This is a genomic window from Vibrio penaeicida, from assembly GCF_030689305.1.
Lineage (GTDB): Bacteria > Pseudomonadota > Gammaproteobacteria > Enterobacterales > Vibrionaceae > Vibrio > Vibrio penaeicida_B.
Window position 1 is genome coordinate 237,820 of sequence record NZ_JAUYVM010000009.1, and the last position, 20,124, is coordinate 257,943.

Sequence of the window (20,124 nt, forward strand, 5' to 3'; positions counted from 1 at the left end):
ACATAACCCAGATATTGGAAATTTGAATCGCCACCCTGATTGAAAAATAATCAATTTGTGAGCTTTATTCGTAAAAAAATAGCCGCTAGAAGCATCGTATAACGTTCATAGTGGAATCTGTTGATATACAACTAAATTGTGAAAATAAATACTCATATGTTTCTTTGATGGAACGCTAGAATCCATGATACTGAGTCCACGCACAAAGAATGATTCCTTTTAACAGAGGATGAGCTTAGGTGCTGGATTGGATATGCGGCCTGGAAACGGCAACAGACTTAAGTAATTGGAACGGTATTTATCAAAAGGAAGTGTAATGGGGGAAAAAGGCAGTCAGGAAAGTTTATTTAAGTGGCAACGAATTCAACGGTTTAACTTCACTATCTGGACAGTCCTTAGTGGCACGTTGTTGGCAAGAACCAGCTATTTTATGGCTTGGCCTTATTTAATTGTTTTCCTATATCAAGATTATAATGCGACAGCCCTAGAAGTAGGTGGGATGCTTGCTGCTTCCGGATTAGTTGGTGTGTTTACTGGGCTTTATTCGGGGTACCTTTCTGATAAGTTTGGGCGAAAATGGGTCATGATCGCTGGCAGCGCTATCGCGGCACTCGCATACAGCGGTATAGGTGTCGCGAATGAAATTTGGCAGTTTTTTGTACTCCTCACTCTGTGTGGGTTGATGCGACCTATGATTGAAGCTCCAGCCAAAGCGGTAATTGGCGATAATTTAAGTGATGTTAAAGATCGCGAGCTTGCACTCAATATTCGTTACTTTGTGCTCAATCTTGGTGGCGCTATCGGGCCACTTATCGGCATTACGTTAGCACTCGCTGCTCCACAGCAACTCTTTATTGTTACAGGGATTACATACCTAATATTCGGCGCTTGGTTGTGGTTAAGTTTTTTGCGTTGCCCTGAAACAACACAAAGCGAGGGTGGGGAGGTGCCTGATTTTAAAGCAACGGTGAAAGTCATCGCACGCGACAAAATCTTTCAAATCTTATTAATCGCCAACGTAATCATGATGTTTGTTTATGCTCAGTTAGAATCCTCTTTACCTCAAGTACTAGTGAGAAGTTCTCTGCCAGATGCGGCGACACTGATTGCTACGCTAGTATTAGTGAATACCCTTACGATTATTGTATTTCAGTTCCCCATGCTTAAATTGATGGAGCGTTTCCCATTATTCATGAGAACACGAATTGGCATGCTTTTAATGGGGTTGGGTCAAGTCGCTTTTATCTTAACACCTGAAAATTGGGTGCTTGGCTGGGCATTAGGTTGTTTCATTGTCAGCCTCGGTGAAGTTATCGCCTTCCCAACGTTGAGCGTGCAAATAGATCAGCTCGCACCTGAACATTTAAGGGGATCTTACTTTGGAGCGGCAGCGATATACTCTTTAGGTTTCGCCATAGCACCTCTTGTTGGAGGAGCAATGTTGGATACACTCGATGCTGACTGGCTATGGGCACTTTGCATTAGTTTGTGTGGTGTGATGATTTGGTTGTATAAGCTGGTGGAAGCCAGATCGTCTAAGCAAGAAGCGCTAAAAGAGTCCTTAGCTAATTCTTAATTCCAAACTAAAAATAAATCAAAACTAAAAACGGGGCTTCAAGCCCCGTTTACTGTTCTCGTTTTTATATTTCGGATTCAGAAACTATCTATCCCAGTAAGTCTCTTCCAAGCTGTCTTCGCGTTCTGGTAATGCGCGGTTTAAGCGAGGAGAATGTTGGGTAAGCACTTCATAACTCACTCGGTTGGCATACTTACAAATCTGTGAGAGGGAAGAGTAGCTTAAGAAGTTCTGTTCATGTTTACTCGAATTAGGCACATTGGATTTGTGATACTGATTCGCAGCCATATCGTGCAGTAAAGAAGAAAGGGCGGCATCACCTGCTCCGTTGGTATTCTTTATTTCAAGAGGACCACCTAGGTAAGGCGCAATATGAGAGTACACTTTTACAGGGTGACGACATTCTTCTTTTTTAATCGAGCGACTAAATTCATACTTGTTGAATTCTGCAATATTGCCCGGTAACAATGGGAAGGTTGTTTCGCGCTTACGCTCATCTTCTGTATACCCCGCCATATATAAGCCCACAGGGCCAGCAGTACACAAAACAAGGTCTACCCACTCAAGCGCCTTATCTGCCGCCAGTAGAGGATCTTTTTCGCCAGTCAGTGCTTCACCTTCATCTTCATTCATGGCAACAACAGTGACGTTTTCTTTTAGGTATTCTTGCCACCACGTCTCGTTACCCTCGATGACGTACTTCGTTCCCAAGGTTAGAACAACCGGGACATCGTGCTTCTTCGCTAGTTCAACCGCTCGCTGAACCGCTTGTGGCATTGGATCCGTTGGCTCTCCTCTCATCAAGTAAGAAGAAACCACCAACGCGGCTGACTTTTTGAATACTTTTTCAGGAATGCTTTCAGGTGACAACTGATTCATTTGACCGACGTTCAATGCAAACGTGCGTTCACCGTCATCAGAGATCAATGTGTAGCAACGACCAATAGGACCATCTACCGTTTGAAGGTAATTCAAATCCATGCGAGAAGACGTATTACACAGGTAGCGATAAGCGTAAGAACCCACTTCGATGTTTTTGCTCATTACACCTAACAGAACAGATTTGCTGTCTGCCAGCACAGAGTAATTGTGAAGTGTATTACCGATAGTGTCGCCCGGGTACTCATGAGTAATCAGGTTTTTCTCGGTCAATTCGCGGTATAAAGCATCTGCTTTTTGCTCTTCCAGTACCAGAGAGTGACCTTTGCTTAATTCATAGCGTTCAAGAAAGTCATCATCAACTCTCGCTTCGATATCCACAATGGTTTGACCGACACCAATAATGGTAGGACGACTTAATTTTGGTGTTTGGCGAATCTGATTAACAAGTGGATCACGAGAATGGGTAGGGAAATAGTGTTTGGACTTACGCTGACCGGGAAATTTCATGCTGATACAAGCGACATTTGAAAAACGAAGCGCGGATTCTACACAAAATTAAAACTCAAGTCACCCCAAGTTGAGAAGGTTGAATCTCCGCTTGGGGTAACCTCTACAGGTGTTTCTTTTTATTGCTGAATATCGGTTTTTTCAACAAATGCCTTTGTTCCCCAAAGCGGAACGGTCGATAAACTGTGCTTGAAGCTACCTGTCGTTTCCTTTGTTGAATAGGAAAGGTACATCAAGGTCTGAGTGTTTGGATCAAAAATACGTCGAATCTTCATGCTTTTGAAAAAGATACTTTTTGATTTTTTAAATACCACTTCACCCGATTTTGACTTATCAATTTGTGCGATCATCTCAGGTGTAATATCGCCCGTTTGGCGGCATGAAATCGAGCTGTCACTTGGATCCGATAGGCTTAAATCTGCTTCTATACTCGCAACATGACAGGTAACCCCTGTAACAACAGGATCAACCCATGTATTCAACTTAATGTCTTTCATGGTGAACCAGCCCAGCCCTACATCACCGACTTCGTCGCTACTATCACACGCCGTTAAACCCAAAGCGAGTAGGGGAACAATCGCAAGTTTTTTCAACATATTAGATCCCAATTATTTAACCATTAGTTATCCATCAACCTACAACATTAAGCGGATTCCTGCGAGTAATATATGCCCATAAGGCTAACCAGTACCGCTTTTTGAACACGTTAAAGGAAGCTAGGGTGCATAAGTTATTGTGGTTGCTGGTGGTGGTCTGTATGCTCTCTCCATGTAGTTCATCACCCAGAGGCGCTTGCAATTCCTGCATTGGCGCAACCTTGGGGAAAAGGCACAAGCATTTGAGTAATCAAAACGAAGAACATCAAGCATTAGTAGAAAGAAAAAATCAGTGGTTGTACTCGCAGGTTGACGTAAAGTATCCAACAAAAGAAAGTTTGGCAGGGCGTAAACTCTACAAGCACTTTCAATCTAACAAAACTTACAGCACAGAATCGGTAGATGACTCATTTGTTAGTAACGTGGCCGACGATCTGTTTATCGTCGATTTCCACCGCCTGACGATCTGTTTCGCAACGTTATATTCCAATCACTGGGAAGATAAAGAATCTCAATCTCTCATTATTGAATTTCTAACCCAAATAATATTAGAACCAGATTTTCCCATTGTTATCGGCTTTAAGAATGGCGAGCCCATTGGATGTGCTTTAGGAACTATCTTTGATAGGGGAATATTGATATCCGACATATATTTGTTGAATGAGGAAAAAGGAAGCTACCTTAACTTTGTTCAGCAAATTGTTAATTTTACAGATAATAATTTTGACATTGATAAATACTTAGTTGAACACCACGAATCTCATTTGATTACTTCATAGACAGTGCTTTTCTTTATGTGATATGTTTCGCATAGTTTTGCAAAAATATGCACTATTGGCTTATGAAATGCTCTTTCTTACTGACGTTGTTGACCTATTTAACCTGCTTGGGTTCTGCTCAGCTCTTTGCAAATGAGCGGATAACCTCAGAGCAGGTAAAGCTTGCCGCCGAAAGGGTAGAGCATTCACAGCACATTCTTATATTGCATTCATACGATCCCTCTTATGAGTGGACAGCGGATATTCAGCAAGGCATCAATACGGCGTTTAAACACAGCAACACTCTCGTTGCCCCTTCCATCGAATATCTAGATTCAAAACGTATTCATAAAAAATCATATTATGAATCGTTTAAACTATTTCTTAATCTTAAATATGAAAATTATCACTTTGATGGGATTATTGTAAGTGATGATAGAGCGCTTAGATTTATTAAAGGCTTTGACAGTGAGCTTGTAAAAAACGTGCCGATAGTTGCTATTGGTATTAATGATAAAAATGCATCTTTAACTTCTTTATCTGAAGCGGTACATATTGTATACGAAGAAGATAATATATTGGATAATATTAAATTAATTATAAAAATAAGACCAAATATTAAAAAGTTGTATCTTCTTTCTGATAACAGTATGACGTCGTCAATTGTTAGAGATGAAATAAAAGCGCATATTCGTCCGTTTAAGAGTATTGAACTTGTTGAACTGACTGCGGAAACACTAGAACAAGCACAAAAAGTCCTAATTCGTGCGTCTGAGGATGATGCAGTTCTGTTAACACACTTTAATAGTGAATTAGAAAGTGGCGTGTTCCATAGCTACGACAAAATCGCGAGAAAAGTCAGCCATTCTAGTTCCGCTCCAGTATTCGTTCTCTGGAGGCACAACATAAAAGGCGACATTCTTGGTGGTCGCGTGCAAGATCCGTATTCTTTGGGTATATATGCCGTTAAGCTGCTAAGCAAAGAGCTACCACTTTTGCTGTCTCAGTCTCTTCCCGATTCAAAACCGTATCAAGATCTATTCAATTACGCAGCGCTTGAAAGGTTTAATATTTCAAAATTCATGCTGCCCAAGCGCGCAGAAATAGTGAATAAGCCCACTTCGTTTGTCGAAGCAAACCTACGAATACTATTCATCTCGGGGAGTATCATTGCTGTATTAGTCGTCATCATAGCGATGCAGTCAGTTTCAATCCGGCAAAAAAGAGAGCTAGCGAATAAGAACAGGAAAATTTATGAATTGCAGAACAAGACGCTTAATGTTCAAAAAGACATGATTTATATCTTAGGCGAAGCAATTGAATCTCGTTCTGGTGAAACAGGTAACCACGTAAAGCGCGTTGCAAGCCTTTCTAGTAAGCTTGCTCAACTTTACGGTTTGGATAAATCGGAATGCGATCTACTAGAAGTCATTAGCCCAATGCACGATGTAGGTAAAATAGCCATTCCAGAAGCGATATTGGACAAACCAGGGAAACTGACTGAACAAGAATGGCAATTGATGAAGACTCATACAATAAGTGGGTTCAACTTGCTCAATTCATCAGACGGGGACGTTATGGCGCTTGCGGCTGTTGTTGCTCTGGAACATCACGAGCATTGGGACGGCAATGGTTACCCAAATGGTAAGAAGGGTAAGGACATTCATATCTACGCAAGGATCACGGCAATCGCAGACGTATTCGATGCGCTTTTGAGCCAGCGGTGTTATAAAAGTGCATGGCATGTTTCTGAAGTAAAAGAGCTGTTTATGGAAAAATGCGGGAAACAGTTTGATCCAGAAATTTGCATGTTACTTATTGAAAACATAGAAGAATTTATAGATTTACGCCGATATCATTCTGATAATGTTGTTCCTTTAGAGCATGCCATATAGTCGACAATCACACTTAAACAAGACAGCGATATACATAATCATAAGCATCGTGATCAAGATGCCACTTTAGATAGAAACTCACGTTGTTAATAGCAGTTTTGGTCAATTGATCTTTTCAAAAAAGAATGTCTGTACAACACTGAAATTTCTCTCAGAGGAGTTGGGTGGAATATGGATAAAATACGTTGCGTTATTTTTGATTGTGAAGGCACCTTGGTTGATAGTGAAACATTATGCTGTCAGGCGATTGTCGATGTTTTCGCCCATTTTAATAAGCCTATATCACTTGAAGATTGCCTCAATCATTTTCAAGGCGGAAAGCCTGCGGATATCTTGTCTGAAACTTGCCATCGCTTAAATTGCAATTTATCTCTCGACTTGCTCGAGCCTTTGTATAGAGATAGAAAGCAGTCTTTGTATGAAGCTAAGCTTAAGCCTGTAAAGGGAGCTAGCTACCTGCTGAAACAGCTGCAGCAAATGGGTATAAACGTCTGTATAGCGTCTAACAGCGAAAGCGACAGAATTTCGCATGCCCTTGAGCTCACGAATCTAGATGGCTTCTTCCACAACTCTATTTACAGTGCATTTGATGCAAACAGCTGGAAACCAGAACCTGATCTATTGCTTTATGCAGCGTTAAATATGGGAGTTTCTCCAAAAGAGTGTATTTATGTTGATGACACCCTTAAAGGGGTGGAAGCGGGTATAAAAGCGAGGATGCAAACGTACTATTACCGCCCGAGTCAGCCAGAGTATCAAGTCGATCATGAACTGGTGCACACCATATCCAACATAGAAGAGTTGCTAAAATCGCTGGAAGAAAGAGATCCTCAGTTTAATTTGAATTTTTCTGCACTTTAAATGGAAAATCCTATCAGCTCTAATTCTCTGTGTTTCAATTTAATCTAATAGCAAAAAGGCACCTTTCGGTGCCTTGTTTAAATCGGTCTAACTGATTATTGCATCTTCATTAATGCACTGTTTCAGGGTTTCTCTCTTCAGGAGTCTCTTCCTTCGAAACCTTTCCGCACTGTTCGCAAATTAACGTTTTTCCATTTTCAGAAATCAAATAATCTTCACTGCCACAATGTGGGCAGGAACAAACAGGTTTTGTTTCATATTGGACTGGAGTGAAGCTTAAAAATTTCAACGGCATATCAACCTCACTATAAACTGGAAGTAACGTCACACAAAAAAGGTTTGGGTTGCATTAACCGCTTGCTGCAACAACGTTTTTGAATATAGCAGTCGAGTTTTTAGAAATCTATTTGCGTTTCCGATATGTTACCAGATTCACTTGGAAGTGCGCCAAGATTCAAATTTTTTGAATGTAGTTTGATAAAAACAGCGATCTAGCTTGCAAAATGAAATCAGTTTGCAAGCGTTTGTGATCGAAATCTATCCAGTGGATGCTAAAAATCCGAAAGAAATCAGAAGCTGCGTAGTAATAATGACGATACCGGCTGTCGTACATATAGCAAGGCTTAACGAGCCTCCTGCTACTTTATACTCAAACTCTTCTGAGTGAATTTTCCGCGCTTTATGAGCCATTTTGACAGGAAGGAAAATAGCGAGCACAACAAGTGCAATTGCCGCATACCCCAATGCCATAATGAAACCTTGGGGATAGTACAAAGCAAATGCCATCGGTGGGATAAATGTAATAGCCGCTGTCCGGATTCTCGATTCCTTGACGACCGATTTAAGACTGTCCCCCAAAAACTCAAATAACCCCAAACTGACGCCCAAGAATGACGTTAGCAGCGCTAGGTCAGCAAATACAGCAATGGCGCTTTTGATGGCGCCAGATTGAGAAGCATCGGTAAGCGAAACCATAAGCGCACTTAACCCACTTTGATTGGCAAGATCGCTCTGGCTTAAAACACCCAGCGTCGAAATTTGCCAGAGTATGTATAAAAGTAAAGGTAAAGATGCCCCAATGATCAGCGCTACCCTTAAGCCTTTTATGTCTTTATTTAAGTATTTTACGATTGCCGGAATACTGCCGTGAAAACCAAATGATGTAAAAATAACTGGAAGTGCAGAAATTAATAAGCCCTGCTGCAAAGGCATATTCACCAAGTAACCCGTATTTATCCCAGGCGCCAGAACGTATAAAGCCACGCCCATTGCGATGATTTTTACGGAAAACAATACTCGGTTAATCTTATCGACAGACGCTGTGCCCATGGTGACGATCGCCGCTACGAGAACCGTAAACAGAACCGTCGACGCCTCTTGGCTGACTGAAAAACTCATAGTGGATACTAAGCGTTGATGAAATTGCCCACCACCGCCAGCAATGTAGGCTGCGCAAAGTGCATAAAACAAAAATAGCATCGCACAACTGGCCACCCATTTCCCTCTTTGCCCAAGGAATTGCTCGGCAAGTGTATGAAGAGTGGCATCATGACCAGCAAATTGGTGTACTTCCAACATAAGAAGTGCGGTGTAGACCATTAATAGCCATATGAAAAACATGATGACCAACGACGCCAAAAAGCCAATACCTGCTGATGCAAGGGGCAGGGCTAACATTCCTGCTCCAATCGTTGTCCCGGCAATAATTAAAGTACTGCCAAAGATGCGAGATTTTTGAGTGTTCATTTATTTGTACAACTTAGTATTTTAAGGGAAAGCAGAGCAGTCAGAAATGATGAAATAACCTACTTTATTAGATTTTTAGGACTGTGCCAGAACGTGCTTAATGATGCAAATATGTATGTAAACTAAAGTAAACTGTGTTTGTAAATTAAACTTTACATTTGTGTTTGGTGGCGATTTCTAGAGGTGAGTCAAAATTTCATTGAAGCAGCAACGAATTTTAATATGAATTTCCGGTCTATTGATATATAGCTAATTGATAAACGCGTATGTAGTAAATTCCCATTGAGAGGAAAATGTATGATTGAAGAACGTAATGATGAAGAGTGCCTAGAGTTTCTAGACGCAATGGAGATCGGGCTAAACTTATCAAGCTACTTACTGGAAGAATTAGCGGAAGACGAATGCTGATCGCTCAGTAACCACTTCCTATTCATGAACTACCTCGCCCACCTCCATATTGCCGATCATTGTAAAAGCAATTTGTTAGGAAACTTGTTAGGGGACTTTGTCAAAGGGTCTCCTGAAGGTCGCTATAACAAAGACATTGTCGATGGCATCAAGCTTCACCGATTTGTTGATTCGTATACCGACACACATCACTTGGTTAAATCGCTAAAACCACTTTTCCCTTCAGAACTGCGTCGCTATGCACCCATTGCACTGGACATGTTCTGGGATCATTGCTTAGCGAATCGATGGGAAGAGCATCATAGTCAATCACTCCAACAATTTTGCTCATATTCGGAGCATCTCATTAAACGAACCCAGCCTAGCACGCTGCCTTCGCGTTTTGTCACCATGTCTTCACATATGTGGGAAGGTCGATGGATGGAATCTTATGCGGATCTTGAAAACATCCAGTTTGCGTTATCGCGAATGGCAATGCGCCGACCAAAGCTAGAAAAGCTGAGTCTTTGCTCGCAAGTGCTGGCTCAACAATATGATCCACTTATTGAAGCATTTGACACGCTTTACCCTGATGTTCTAGCTCAATCAAAGCAGTTCTTCGAAGCTTTGTAGCCAGCTTGCCTTCATAGAATCAAGTATTCTGAGATCTTGAGAAACTTAAGAGCATACGAGCCTGAAAGCTTGTCGCTAGCATCTTTAGGCATTTTGGGTATACAATCCGCGCTTCTTGTTACTGCTCCCGGATTTTGTAAACCATGTCTTTCGAACAACTCGGCTTACAGCCAGCCATTCTTACTCGCCTTTCTAAACTCAACTTCAAAGAGGCAACACCTGTTCAAGAGCGCGCTATACCGCTTGTTCTTCAAGGGAAAGATGTACTGGCAGGGGCGCAGACGGGAACTGGTAAAACCGCCGCTTATGGTTTACCCATCATTCAGCGACTCATCGAAAGCCCCAAGCCACTAAAAGACAAACTCGTACGTGGGTTGGTATTGGTGCCAACGCGAGAGCTCGCGCAGCAAGTTCTGGATAACCTAACCGATTACGCTGAAGAGCTGGATATAAAAGTACTTGCCGTTTATGGCGGTACGAGTATGCGAGTGCAAACGGACAATCTAAAAGGTGGGGTAGACATATTGGTGGCGACCCCGGGAAGACTTCTGGATCATGTCTTTACGAAAAACATCCAGCTTACTGAGACGGAAGTGCTTGTTCTGGATGAAGCCGATCGCATGCTAGATATGGGTTTCATGCCCGATATTCAGCGAATACTCCGCAAGCTGAATAATGCTCGTCAAACGTTGTTTTTCTCTGCTACTTTTGCCGGCAATGTAAAAAAGGTCGCTTACAAGATACTCACCGATCCTGAAGAGGTTCAGGTTACGCCAAGCAATTCAACGGCTGAAACTGTAAAACAGATGGTCTACCCAGTAGATAAAAAGCGCAAAGCTGAACTACTGGCCTATTTGATTGGATCACGAAACTGGCAACAAGTGTTGGTGTTTACTAAAACCCGAGAGGGGTCAGACTCACTGGTGAAAGAGCTAAAATTGGATGGAATCAAAGCAGCGTCTATCAATGGAGACAAAAGCCAAGGCGCAAGACAAAAAGCATTGGATGACTTTAAATCTGGAAAGGTCAGAGCGCTGATAGCGACAGACGTAGCAGCCAGAGGTTTGGATATTCACCAGTTAGAGCAAGTCGTGAATTATGATATGCCTTACAAAGCAGAAGACTACATTCACAGAATCGGAAGAACGGGCCGTGCGGGTAGTGATGGTTTCGCTATTTCACTAATGAGTAGAGACGAAGAATACTTGCTCAAAGCCATTGAGAGCCTGCTGGATAAGCGTTTACCGCAAGAGTGGTTAGCGGGCTTTGAACCTAGCTTGGTTGAAGATCTTTCAGAAGACAAACCAAGAAAGCGCCAAAGTCGAAGTGCAGAAAAACGTAAAATGAAAGCAAAAATGAATATTCACAAAGGTCGTGGGAAATCCAAGAAATAGGTCTGATTACTTCTTACGGTGTCATCGGATTATGGCGATGTCACCGTGAAAATAAGCAGACCTAAAGAACAAAGTATCTTGACGTCACTTGAGTATAAGACGAATCAAGCAAACACAGCTTTTCGCATTAAAACTTATAATTGGCTTGCATGCCGACAATGACCAGATGCCCTTTCATCTCATAATTATGATTACTGGCAAATAAGCTGCTCTCAGTGAATTTTTCAGTAGAGCGATCCATGTAAGCAAGCCCAAAGTCAAAAGACCAATCAGCCGAGTATTGGTACTCCATGCCTGCGGTGTACCAAATAGCATCTTGATCTGGGATGCTTAATGTTGTGTCTCCAGCTTTTTTATCAAGCGCAAGCCCAGCACGAAGACGTACGGACGGATCTAATCGATAGGTGGTTCCTAACGCCCAGCGCCAGCTGTCGTTATAGTTTTCTTGTTTTCTGAAGCACGTTCCGGAATTAACGGTACAACCACTTCCCGATGCTTTGAATTCAGTATATTCGCTCCAGTTTGTCCATAGCGCGCTGTAATGAATGGCGAAAGTATCGTTTAAATCGTGGTAGCCAGAAAACTCAAAAGTTGCTGGTAGCGGCACGGCAGCACTGCTGGATACGGTTCCACCACCAGGAATCGCGACAACGCCCGGTGTATGGTCAGTAAAGTCGCCTTTTAACTTCGGGGTAGAGCTCGCACGATAAGACAGACCAAAGCGTGTGTTTTCGTCTAACTCAACAAGAGCACCAATATTCCACCCGAACGTACCTCCATCACCCTCCCAACTAAGAAGCTTGTCTGTACTTTGCTTGCCAAAAGTAGATGCACCGTCTCCCAAATGGCGAGTCGCTTTACCCATTGCGTAGATGTAACTTATCCCAGCACCGACACTAAGAATGTCGTTGATTCGATATGATAGAGCAGGGTTGATGTTGACGGATTTTACTGATGTATCGCCAGCAATATCTCCCGATTGAAACGTGTCTTTTAAGTCGGTACCTAAACCATAATTGGAATACAAACCAATACCGAACGCCCACTTACCATTGAGTGGCTGAACGTAGTAACTGGCGGGAATCACTTGCGAAGGAACAATATCACTAGAAGATTGCGCACTGCTCGATCCAACAACGTCGATAGCCGCATCGAAATAGATCAATGAGCCCGAAAACTGTGCTTGTTCGAATAGTGCCATTGTTGCCGGGTTTCTGCCCATGGCGGTCGCATTGTCCCCAATGGCAGCTTCACCCGCATAGGCTCTGCCTAGACCGCTGACCGAATCGAATGCAATTTGATAACCTGCAGCGTTGGCAATGCCTGAACTCAGCACAGATACAATAAAGAGTGAAGCCTTCAAAGTTGAGGAATTCAGGGAATTTGTTTTTAACATATGACCTCCTTGTCATTTTATATAACCAAGTAACCTCGCCCTTTGGATCTCAACTTCTGTTCCACCGCTCGTTAAAGAAGTTGGAAACGACGGACCATTTCCACAACGTTCTTCTTCTAGAACCGAATCAGAATATGAGGCTCTGCACCCTAAGTTTGAGGTTACTTGGGTATATGTATTTACATCCATATAAGCAATCACTAGGGTCTGTTGACCTTTCGTGGTTAAATTTTGTTCGAGTTCTATGCCTTTTAATCGCGGCGCAAGGTATGACGCCTAGTCATTCTAAGCAAATACCTTGCAACAAAGAGTAAAAGGCATAGAAACGAACCCTTCGGGCAGCATTTGTGGCTTATTTCTACTGCGTTATCGCTCATTGATGTAGAGTGCTACACCGAATGAGCTCTGCCTTGTATAAATCACCCACAAATTGCTGCAAAAATCATCTCGAAAGGTCAACAGACCCTAAATAGTGGGTGAACCCATTTGATTCAGCGTTGATAAGGTAATAGTACGTTTTACTTCCGCTGATATTTTGTCCTGACGCGCCAAATTACTGTCTGAGCAGGGCGCAGCACGAGGGGAATGTAGAAAGTATTTATAGAAATGGAACCTAAGGAGCCTTGCGAGGTAGCTTCTATAGTGAGAGTTCTATACTGAGAATCTTATCACCTACATAAAAGTGCCATAAGTTATTCACTCGTTTGTCATTTCAGGTAATTACCGTGTCTTCTTCAAAACAAAAAATAGCTGACAGGAGTCACTAAATGAAGAGTTTACTTAAGGCGATTACAGCAGTGGTATTGCTTGGTTCGTCGGTTAATGCCATTGCACACGAAACAGTACAACTTGGACCTCGCCCTTTCTATTTGATAGAGGACATGGACAACGGAGCACTTAAACGTAAGTTACAGAACTGCAGCTCCGGTCCATTTTATCGCAGTGATTTCTCCATTGGTCATCGCGGAGCGCCAATGCAGTTTCCAGAACACACTAAAGAATCTTATCTTGCCGCCATTCAAATGGGGGCAGGAATACTTGAATGCGATGTTACCTTCACCAAAGATAAAGAGCTGGTATGTCGTCATTCGCAAAGCGATTTGCACACCACTACCGATGTATTAGCGCACCCAGATCTCGCGGCAAAATGCACCGTACCATTCCAACCTGCTAACCCAACAACGGGTGAAAAAGCGAAAGCGGAATGCCGCACTTCAGACTTCACGTTAGCGGAATTCAAGCGTCTAAAAGGTAAAATGGATGGTGCGAACGCTATGGCGACAACTGTAGAAGAGTACATGAATGGTACAGCCGGCTGGAGAACGGATTTGTATTCCAGTAAGGGCACATTGCTGACACATGCAGAAAGTATCGCGCTGTTTAAAAAGCATGGGGTAAAAATGACGCCTGAACTAAAAGCACCTGCGGTTGAAATGCCGTTCAATGGCTTTACTCAGGAAATGTACGCAGAGAAGTTGGTAAGTGAATATCGCTCTGCGAACGTACCCGCAAGCGATGTGTTTGCTCAATCATTTAATCTTGATGATGTGAAATACTGGATTCAGAACAACCCAGAGTTTGGTAAGCAGGCGGTGTACTTGGATGATCGTGTGTACAACGACGAAAATTTCAAACCAACACTGCAAGGAATGAAAGATCTGGTGGCTTCGGGCGTGAAAATTATTGCCCCACCAATGTACGCGTTAGTGACATTAGATGCGTCTGGCAAAATTGTCCCGTCTGAATATACCAAATTGGCTAAGAAAGCGGGTTTGGGCATCATCACTTGGACACTTGAACGCTCAGGACCATTAGGGAATGGTGGCGGTTGGTACTACCAATCCATCAAAGACGCGACCAACAATGATGGCGACACCATGGTGTTGTTGGATGTATTGGCGAAAGAGGTGGGTGTACTGGGCGTGTTCTCAGACTGGCCAGCAACCACGACTTACTATGCGAACTGCATGAACATGTGATTTGTCGTTATTACTAGGTCAACCGACTCTAGAAGTTTAGGTTCACGCTGAAAGGTCGCTTGAATATAGAAAGGGAAGAGTGAACTCTTCCCTTTTCGTTTTTTGCCAAAAAGAAATGGCAAAAAAAATGGATATTTAAACGACAAATTACTTAAACTTGCTGTGTTTCGACTAAATCAGAAATGTGTTTTGTCAGTATTTCAATATCTTGCGAAGACACATCTTTGTGAGTCACAAATCGAACAGGGTTACCGGGGCTGATTGTAATACCTTGTGTTTTAAGTTTTTCCGCTATACCAACAATATCGACATGCTCATCCAGCTTTGCAAACACGATATTGGTTTGTACCAACTCTGGCTTTACATGAAACCCTGGGATATCGGCTAAATTTAATGCCAACTGTTTCGCATGCTTATGATCCAACTTGAGCTGTTCTACTTGCTCTGTCATGGCGAGCTTTCCGGCTGCCGCGAGCATGCCGACTTGACGCATTGCGCCGCCAAGCATTTTGCGAATGCGACGTGCTCTATTGATCAGTTCTTTATCGCCGAGAAGAAGAGAACCAATAGGGGCAGACAAACCTTTAGATAAACAAATGGTCATGGAATCGAAATGTTTGGCTATCTCTTGAATGTCCACATCCAATGCTACAGCGGCATTGTAAACACGTGCACCATCGAGATGGAGTTGTAATCCATGTTGGCGTGTAAAAGCCCGAGCTTCTTCTAAATAGCTTAGTGGAAGCACTTTTCCGTTAATGGTGTTTTCTAAGCTCATCAGTTTTGTTTGAGCAAAGTGGAAATCATCAGGCTTAATTGCTGCGGCTGCTTTCTTAAGACAAATAGTGCCGTCTGGTTGATTTTCAATAGGTTGAGGTTGGATGGAGCCTAATACAGCTGCGCCTCCGCCTTCGTACTTATAGTTATGCGCTTGCTGACCGCAAATGTATTCGTCTCCACGGCCGCAATGGCTCATTAACGCGAGCAGATTAGCTTGTGTACCTGAACTCGTAAATATTGCGGCTTCAAAGCCGTGTCTTTGCGCTGTCCACTCCTCTAACTCATTGACCGTTGGGTCATCCCCATAGACATCGTCGCCCAGTAAGGCTTCCGACATGGCTTTTTTCATATTTGGAGTAGGCAGTGTTACGGTGTCAGAACGAAAATCCATTGTCATTAATCCTTCAAATATCCACACAACTTGGCTTTGTAAATGCAGGCGATGGTTTTAGCATCGGTGAGTTCGCCTTGCCGAATAGCCTCTTCAATGTCACTCATTGAAAAAGGAAGAAGCTCAATAATTTCATCTTCATCGCAGACTAAGCGATTGGTTTGTTTCAGTTGTTTTGCGACGAACAAGTGTTGGATTTCGTCACAGAAACCCGCGAGCGGTGTCACTTGTCCTAATGAATGCCATTCAGATGCGCTGTACCCTGTTTCTTCTTCAAGTTCTCGTTTGGCACAGGTTTCAGGGGATTCGTTGAGTTCCTTGGTACCAGCGGGAACCTCAAGCAACCATTTTTTCAAAGAAGGGCGATATTGCTTAATCAGTAAAACTCGCTTGTCCGAAAAAATGGGCAGTATAACGGCAGCACCGGGGTGCACTATGGTGGTGTGAGTAATGTCGCTTCCATTTGGAAGTTGAACATCCTCTTCGCAAAGCTCTATATTTTTCCAACTGTGTATCGTGCGGGACATAGCTTTTCCATCGCTTTTTTATTGATACTGCCTGTCCGTTCGTTGTTTTGTAAAGCTCCAATAGTGAAAAAGTCCAACTTTTGACGCACCTATAACTATTCTTGATTAAAACCTCATTTACGTAATCAAAGATTTCCTTCCCATGGTTTTTCTATAGATCTGCTATAAGAGTCTAATAAAGCAAGATATTACTTGTAACAAAGTAATAACAAATGTATAAAAATGCTAATATGTTTATAACCATGTTGCCTAATACGAGGTGCCTAAATGTTAGGTTCAAATCATCCCAGTCATGCTCAAAAGGCACTACTTTCAGAACGAATCAATAAACTGGTTCATGCACTTTCAGATGGGGTGTACGAAAGAGAGCACACCATTAAGCTGTGTTTACTCGCCGCACTGTCTGGCGAAAGTGTTTTCCTACTCGGTCCTCCTGGAATTGCTAAAAGCCTTATCGCCAAACGCCTTATTCAAGCGTTTGATAACAGTTCCTACTTTGAATACCTGATGACACGTTTTTCCACACCTGAAGAGGTGTTTGGTCCTCTTAGCATTCAGGAATTGAAAGACAACGGAAAATACGTTCGTTTAACCAAAGGGTACTTGCCTACGGCGCAAGTCGTTTTCTTAGATGAAATCTGGAAGGCGGGACCGGCGATATTGAATACTTTGCTAACGGTAGTGAACGAAAAAACCTTTAAGAATGGTAACGAAATCGAAAAAGTGCCAATGAGGCTGCTGGTTTCAGCTTCGAACGAATTGCCTGATGAAGACAGTGGATTAGAGGCGCTCTACGACCGTATGCTGGTTCGTGTGTTCGTTAACCGCATTCAAGATAAGCAAAACTTCCGCTCCATGCTAACCGTGGGAACGGCGCAAGAAGCGCAAGTACCAGAAGGTCTTGCCATTACTAACGATGAATATCATTTGTGGCTAGAGGAGCTAGATAAGCTCTCGTTATCTGAATCGTGCTTTGAAAAACTCTACCAATTGAAGTCGATGCTTGAACAGCGTGTAGATGAAGCGGTCGATATTTCTGAAACCGACATGTATGTGTCGGACAGGCGTTGGAAAAAAGCGGTCAAATTGTTGAAAGCCAGCGCGTATTTCAATGGTCGCGATACCATTAATCCATTGGATCTTTTGTTGCTTCAAGACTGTTTGTGGAACAGCCCAGATTCACGAGATATCGTTGAAGAAGTTGTTCGCGAGTTCGCCATTCATTCTGCATTTGATCAAGGCGTTATTAGCCAGCAGATAGAAACCTGTAAAGAAGAGTTGGACGATATTCAAGAAGAGCTTGAAAGCCGTTATGCCATGCACCTTTCAATGGACAGCACCGGCAAGTTGCTGAAAAAAGAAATTCACCATTTCGATACAAGCAACGCCAAGCGTTATCAAGTCGGTCGCGACTCTGGGCTCGTCAAATTGGCTCTCCTGCAAAGCAACATGTCTGTTTGGGAGGGAGAAAAAGGGAACACTCGTTGGGTTTACCTTTCTATGACAGAGTTAGAGCGTGTCATCAAAGAAGGGGGTGGTGATGCCTATGGTTACGTAAACCAAAATACCAACCTCGGACGGCTTAAGTTTGGTTTAGATGCCGATGAGCAGCTCGTAGTTAAAGACATTGCCAATCGCTCGGTACTGGTGACTTTAGTGACGAAAGACGGGCTAGATAACAGCGTATTCGAAGAGTGGAGCGCGAAAGCTAGCCATGCCTTAGAGCAACTTACTCACGCCGAACATCACCTGCTTCAGGTTAAATCGGATTTCCATGGCGCATTACCGCACAGTTTTATCGACCCAGAATTGCCGACTCAAATGGAAGCCAGCATTCAGTCGATTAGTCAGCGTTTAGATTCAACAAAAGCGCAGTGTGAGAAAAGTGCATTTCGAATTAAACACCTGAATGAGTATTTCGAGTAGGTTAGGGTTGAATCATGTTAGGAGCAGATAGCTTAAACCTCGCATTGATGATCGCAGAATCTGGTTTAATCGATACTGCGGTCAACGATTTAATGGCTCGATCTCAGGTAATGATGGTGGTCGACAATAACCGAGGTGTAAAAACCTCGATGAAAAACCATCTATTGAAATGGCGAGGGAAAGTTAAAAAGAAAATGACGAAGGTGTGTGAAACGGAGCACTTTCGTAATGAACTTGCCCTCTATCAAGAAGTCATTCATTGGACTGAGGATGAGTTCTTTCTAAAAATAAACGATGTATTAAAACGCCTTGAGTGGCACTCGGCGTTTTATTTGCCTGCCCGACGTTTACTCGAAAAGAATAAAGGGGTAAATAACCCTATGTTCCCTCACTACTTTTGCGACCAGTGGTACAAGAGTTTGAGTGAAGCACTGCAGCAGGCACAAGTAACAGAGCTAGAAGCGGATAAAGAAAAGCTATTGACGGATCTCTATCAGCGCATAGAAACCATGAAAAATATGGATAAAGTGTCTGAATCGGGTGATGAAGGGCAAATCGGAAAGTTATGGGACATGGCGTCCGCCAAATTGTCGAAATCCGACATTTCTACCATGAAGCACCACGCTGAATTTTTGAAGAAAAACGGCACGCTACAAGAAATTGCAGAGCAACTTGGTCGAATGGCCAGTGAAGTGTCTGATCCCGATTTGAATAAAGCGCCAAATGAAGAATTGAAAGTTGTAGAAGAGAAAAGCGACGAAGCTACAGACGATATCGTCGGCATCCACGAAAGTGACGATTTAAATAAGCTGTTGCCCAATGAAACGATGTTTCTGGCTTACCCTGAATTGGAAGTGATTTTCTATAAACATTTGATCGACAAGCGGCTATTGAACTACAAAACACAGGGTAAATCTCGCAAACTCCGTAAAGTCAGAGCAAAAACGCCAGACAACGCTCAGGTAGAGATAGAAAAAGGCCCGTTTATTATTTGTGTCGACGCTTCGGGGTCAATGAGCGGCTTTCCTGAACAATGCGCAAAAGCGATGGCGTATGCATTAATGCAAATAGCGCTAGCAGAGGGAAGAGAGTGCTATGTGATCATCTTCTCTACCGAGCAAATCACCTACGAGTTAACCAAACAAGATGGCTTGCGTGAGGCTAGCGATTTTCTTTCTTATACGTTCCATGGCGGTACGGATATTGATCCGGTTATCGAAAAATCCATAGATTTGATGTCGACAGATAAATACCGCAATGCAGATCTGGTCGTTATTTCCGATTTCATTGCGCCCAAACAGCCTGAGCACATTTTAGAGAAAGTGAATCAGTTAAAAGAAAAGTCAAATCGCTTCCACGCCATTAGCTTATCTAAATATGGCAATCCACAGTTGATGTCCATGTTCGATCATTGTTGGTCTTATCACCCCAATTTAGTGGGTCGAATGTTTAAGAAGTGGTGATAATGCGCTGTCTTCTCGAATCTTGTGTTGGTACGAGGTTAGTGATTTTTGGGCAAATAGAGATCAAACCATCATCGCTTTGCTTTATTAATCAGCAACCGAATGAAAAACATCAATTTTTGTTTGACTCCTGATGATGAATCCGTAAAGTGTGCATCGAACGCAACGGAGCAGATAGCTTCAGCGATTCAATTGGCGCCTTGGCAGAGTGGCTATGCAGCGGATTGCAAATCCGTGGACCTCGGTTCGACTCCGGGAGGCGCCTCCATTCAAATTGAAAGATATGGTAAACATTACGATATCTTGATGGTGTCTTAACTCTTCAGTTAGCAGCATCGCAACAAGTTTGCGTGCCCTGGTGGTGGAATTGGTAGACACAAGGGATTTAAAATCCCTCGGCGTTCGCGCTGTGCCGGTTCAAGTCCGG

General features: G+C 42.9%; 15 protein-coding genes and 1 tRNA gene. 10 read left to right on the forward strand and 6 right to left on the reverse strand.

Annotated features, from left to right (window positions below; genetic code table 11):
- Window positions 1-316 precede the first annotated feature (316 nt).
- Complete coding sequence (locus Q8W40_RS16280; RefSeq protein WP_305398705.1) at window positions 317-1,576, forward strand: MDR family MFS transporter; 1,260 nt, start codon at window positions 317-319, stop codon at window positions 1,574-1,576.
- Window positions 1,577-1,660: 84 nt separating this feature from the next.
- Here the strand turns inward: Q8W40_RS16280 and Q8W40_RS16285 are convergent, their stop codons facing one another.
- Complete coding sequence (locus Q8W40_RS16285) at window positions 1,661-2,965, reverse strand: inosine/guanosine kinase (RefSeq protein WP_305398707.1); 1,305 nt, start codon at window positions 2,963-2,965, stop codon at window positions 1,661-1,663.
- A gap of 119 nt (window positions 2,966-3,084) precedes the next feature.
- Window positions 3,085-3,561: a CreA family protein gene (locus Q8W40_RS16290; RefSeq protein ID WP_305398709.1), complete on the reverse strand. Its 477-nt coding sequence runs from the start codon at window positions 3,559-3,561 to the stop codon at window positions 3,085-3,087.
- 125 nt (window positions 3,562-3,686) lie between these two features.
- Here Q8W40_RS16290 and Q8W40_RS16295 point away from each other — a divergent pair, with 125 nt between their 5' ends.
- The 3 genes from Q8W40_RS16295 to Q8W40_RS16305 all read left to right on the forward strand — a co-directional run bounded on the left by Q8W40_RS16295 (window position 3,687) and on the right by Q8W40_RS16305 (window position 7,075).
- Window positions 3,687-4,340 carry a flavodoxin gene (locus Q8W40_RS16295; protein ID WP_305398711.1) on the forward strand — a complete coding sequence of 218 codons (654 nt, stop codon included), beginning with the start codon at window positions 3,687-3,689 and terminating at the stop codon, window positions 4,338-4,340.
- A 62-nt stretch (window positions 4,341-4,402) separates the two neighbouring features.
- Window positions 4,403-6,214: an HD domain-containing phosphohydrolase gene (locus Q8W40_RS16300; RefSeq protein WP_305398712.1), complete on the forward strand. Its 1,812-nt coding sequence runs from the start codon at window positions 4,403-4,405 to the stop codon at window positions 6,212-6,214.
- 171 nt (window positions 6,215-6,385) lie between these two features.
- Window positions 6,386-7,075, forward strand: a complete 690-nt coding sequence (locus Q8W40_RS16305) for an HAD-IA family hydrolase (RefSeq protein ID WP_305398713.1) — start codon at window positions 6,386-6,388, stop codon at window positions 7,073-7,075.
- Between the two features lie 537 nt (window positions 7,076-7,612).
- On the opposite strand, the gene Q8W40_RS16310 is transcribed toward Q8W40_RS16305, so the two are convergent.
- Window positions 7,613-8,821 carry an aromatic amino acid transport family protein gene (locus Q8W40_RS16310; RefSeq protein ID WP_305398715.1) on the reverse strand — a complete coding sequence of 403 codons (1,209 nt, stop codon included), beginning with the start codon at window positions 8,819-8,821 and terminating at the stop codon, window positions 7,613-7,615.
- 432 nt (window positions 8,822-9,253) lie between these two features.
- Between Q8W40_RS16310 and Q8W40_RS16315 the strand changes: the two genes are divergently transcribed.
- Together Q8W40_RS16315 and Q8W40_RS16320 are read left to right on the forward strand one after the other, a co-directional pair.
- Entirely contained in the window at window positions 9,254-9,841 is a 588-nt protein-coding gene (locus Q8W40_RS16315) for an acyl carrier protein phosphodiesterase (protein WP_305398717.1), read from the forward strand.
- 143 nt (window positions 9,842-9,984) lie between these two features.
- Window positions 9,985-11,235 carry a DEAD/DEAH box helicase gene (locus tag Q8W40_RS16320; protein WP_305398719.1) on the forward strand — a complete coding sequence of 417 codons (1,251 nt, stop codon included), beginning with the start codon at window positions 9,985-9,987 and terminating at the stop codon, window positions 11,233-11,235.
- Between the two features lie 127 nt (window positions 11,236-11,362).
- On the opposite strand, the gene Q8W40_RS16325 is transcribed toward Q8W40_RS16320, so the two are convergent.
- Window positions 11,363-12,631, reverse strand: a complete 1,269-nt coding sequence (locus Q8W40_RS16325; protein ID WP_305398721.1) for an outer membrane protein transport protein — start codon at window positions 12,629-12,631, stop codon at window positions 11,363-11,365.
- 767 nt (window positions 12,632-13,398) lie between these two features.
- Between Q8W40_RS16325 and Q8W40_RS16330 the strand changes: the two genes are divergently transcribed.
- Window positions 13,399-14,610, forward strand: coding sequence for a glycerophosphodiester phosphodiesterase family protein (locus Q8W40_RS16330; protein ID WP_305398723.1), 1,212 nt, complete (start codon window positions 13,399-13,401; stop codon window positions 14,608-14,610).
- A 151-nt stretch (window positions 14,611-14,761) separates the two neighbouring features.
- Here Q8W40_RS16330 and ltaE read toward each other — a convergent pair whose 3' ends face one another.
- Window positions 14,762-15,781: a low-specificity L-threonine aldolase gene (gene ltaE / locus Q8W40_RS16335; protein ID WP_305398724.1), complete on the reverse strand. Its 1,020-nt coding sequence runs from the start codon at window positions 15,779-15,781 to the stop codon at window positions 14,762-14,764.
- 5 nt (window positions 15,782-15,786) lie between these two features.
- The gene (locus tag Q8W40_RS16340; RefSeq protein ID WP_305398725.1) at window positions 15,787-16,308 is read right to left on the reverse strand and encodes an NUDIX hydrolase; all 522 of its coding nucleotides are present in this window, start codon (window positions 16,306-16,308) and stop codon (window positions 15,787-15,789) included.
- Between the two features lie 267 nt (window positions 16,309-16,575).
- On the opposite strand from Q8W40_RS16340, the gene Q8W40_RS16345 reads away from it, so the two are divergent.
- The 3 genes from Q8W40_RS16345 to Q8W40_RS16355 all read left to right on the forward strand — a co-directional run bounded on the left by Q8W40_RS16345 (window position 16,576) and on the right by Q8W40_RS16355 (window position 19,965).
- Window positions 16,576-18,234, forward strand: coding sequence for an ATPase RavA domain-containing protein (locus Q8W40_RS16345; RefSeq protein ID WP_305398726.1), 1,659 nt, complete (start codon window positions 16,576-16,578; stop codon window positions 18,232-18,234).
- A 14-nt stretch (window positions 18,235-18,248) separates the two neighbouring features.
- Window positions 18,249-19,697, forward strand: a complete 1,449-nt coding sequence (viaA, locus tag Q8W40_RS16350) for an ATPase RavA stimulator ViaA (RefSeq protein WP_305398728.1) — start codon at window positions 18,249-18,251, stop codon at window positions 19,695-19,697.
- Window positions 19,698-19,891: 194 nt separating this feature from the next.
- Window positions 19,892-19,965: transfer RNA gene (locus Q8W40_RS16355), tRNA-Cys, on the forward strand.
- Window positions 19,966-20,124: the final 159 nt, after the last annotated feature.

Coding starts and splice junctions, on each gene's coding strand:
- ltaE (WP_305398724.1), bottom strand. CDS start 15,781: ATGGATTTTCGTTCTGACACCGTAACACTGCCTACTCCAAATATGAAA.
- Q8W40_RS16345 (WP_305398726.1), top strand. CDS start 16,576: ATGTTAGGTTCAAATCATCCCAGTCATGCTCAAAAGGCACTACTTTCA.
- Q8W40_RS16300 (WP_305398712.1), top strand. CDS start 4,403: ATGAAATGCTCTTTCTTACTGACGTTGTTGACCTATTTAACCTGCTTG.
- Q8W40_RS16280 (WP_305398705.1), top strand. CDS start 317: ATGGGGGAAAAAGGCAGTCAGGAAAGTTTATTTAAGTGGCAACGAATT.
- Q8W40_RS16320 (WP_305398719.1), top strand. CDS start 9,985: ATGTCTTTCGAACAACTCGGCTTACAGCCAGCCATTCTTACTCGCCTT.
- Q8W40_RS16330 (WP_305398723.1), top strand. CDS start 13,399: ATGAAGAGTTTACTTAAGGCGATTACAGCAGTGGTATTGCTTGGTTCG.
- viaA (WP_305398728.1), top strand. CDS start 18,249: ATGTTAGGAGCAGATAGCTTAAACCTCGCATTGATGATCGCAGAATCT.
- Q8W40_RS16290 (WP_305398709.1), bottom strand. CDS start 3,561: ATGTTGAAAAAACTTGCGATTGTTCCCCTACTCGCTTTGGGTTTAACG.
- Q8W40_RS16305 (WP_305398713.1), top strand. CDS start 6,386: ATGGATAAAATACGTTGCGTTATTTTTGATTGTGAAGGCACCTTGGTT.
- Q8W40_RS16340 (WP_305398725.1), bottom strand. CDS start 16,308: ATGTCCCGCACGATACACAGTTGGAAAAATATAGAGCTTTGCGAAGAG.
- Q8W40_RS16325 (WP_305398721.1), bottom strand. CDS start 12,631: ATGTTAAAAACAAATTCCCTGAATTCCTCAACTTTGAAGGCTTCACTC.
- Q8W40_RS16310 (WP_305398715.1), bottom strand. CDS start 8,821: ATGAACACTCAAAAATCTCGCATCTTTGGCAGTACTTTAATTATTGCC.
- Q8W40_RS16315 (WP_305398717.1), top strand. CDS start 9,254: ATGAACTACCTCGCCCACCTCCATATTGCCGATCATTGTAAAAGCAAT.
- Q8W40_RS16285 (WP_305398707.1), bottom strand. CDS start 2,965: ATGAAATTTCCCGGTCAGCGTAAGTCCAAACACTATTTCCCTACCCAT.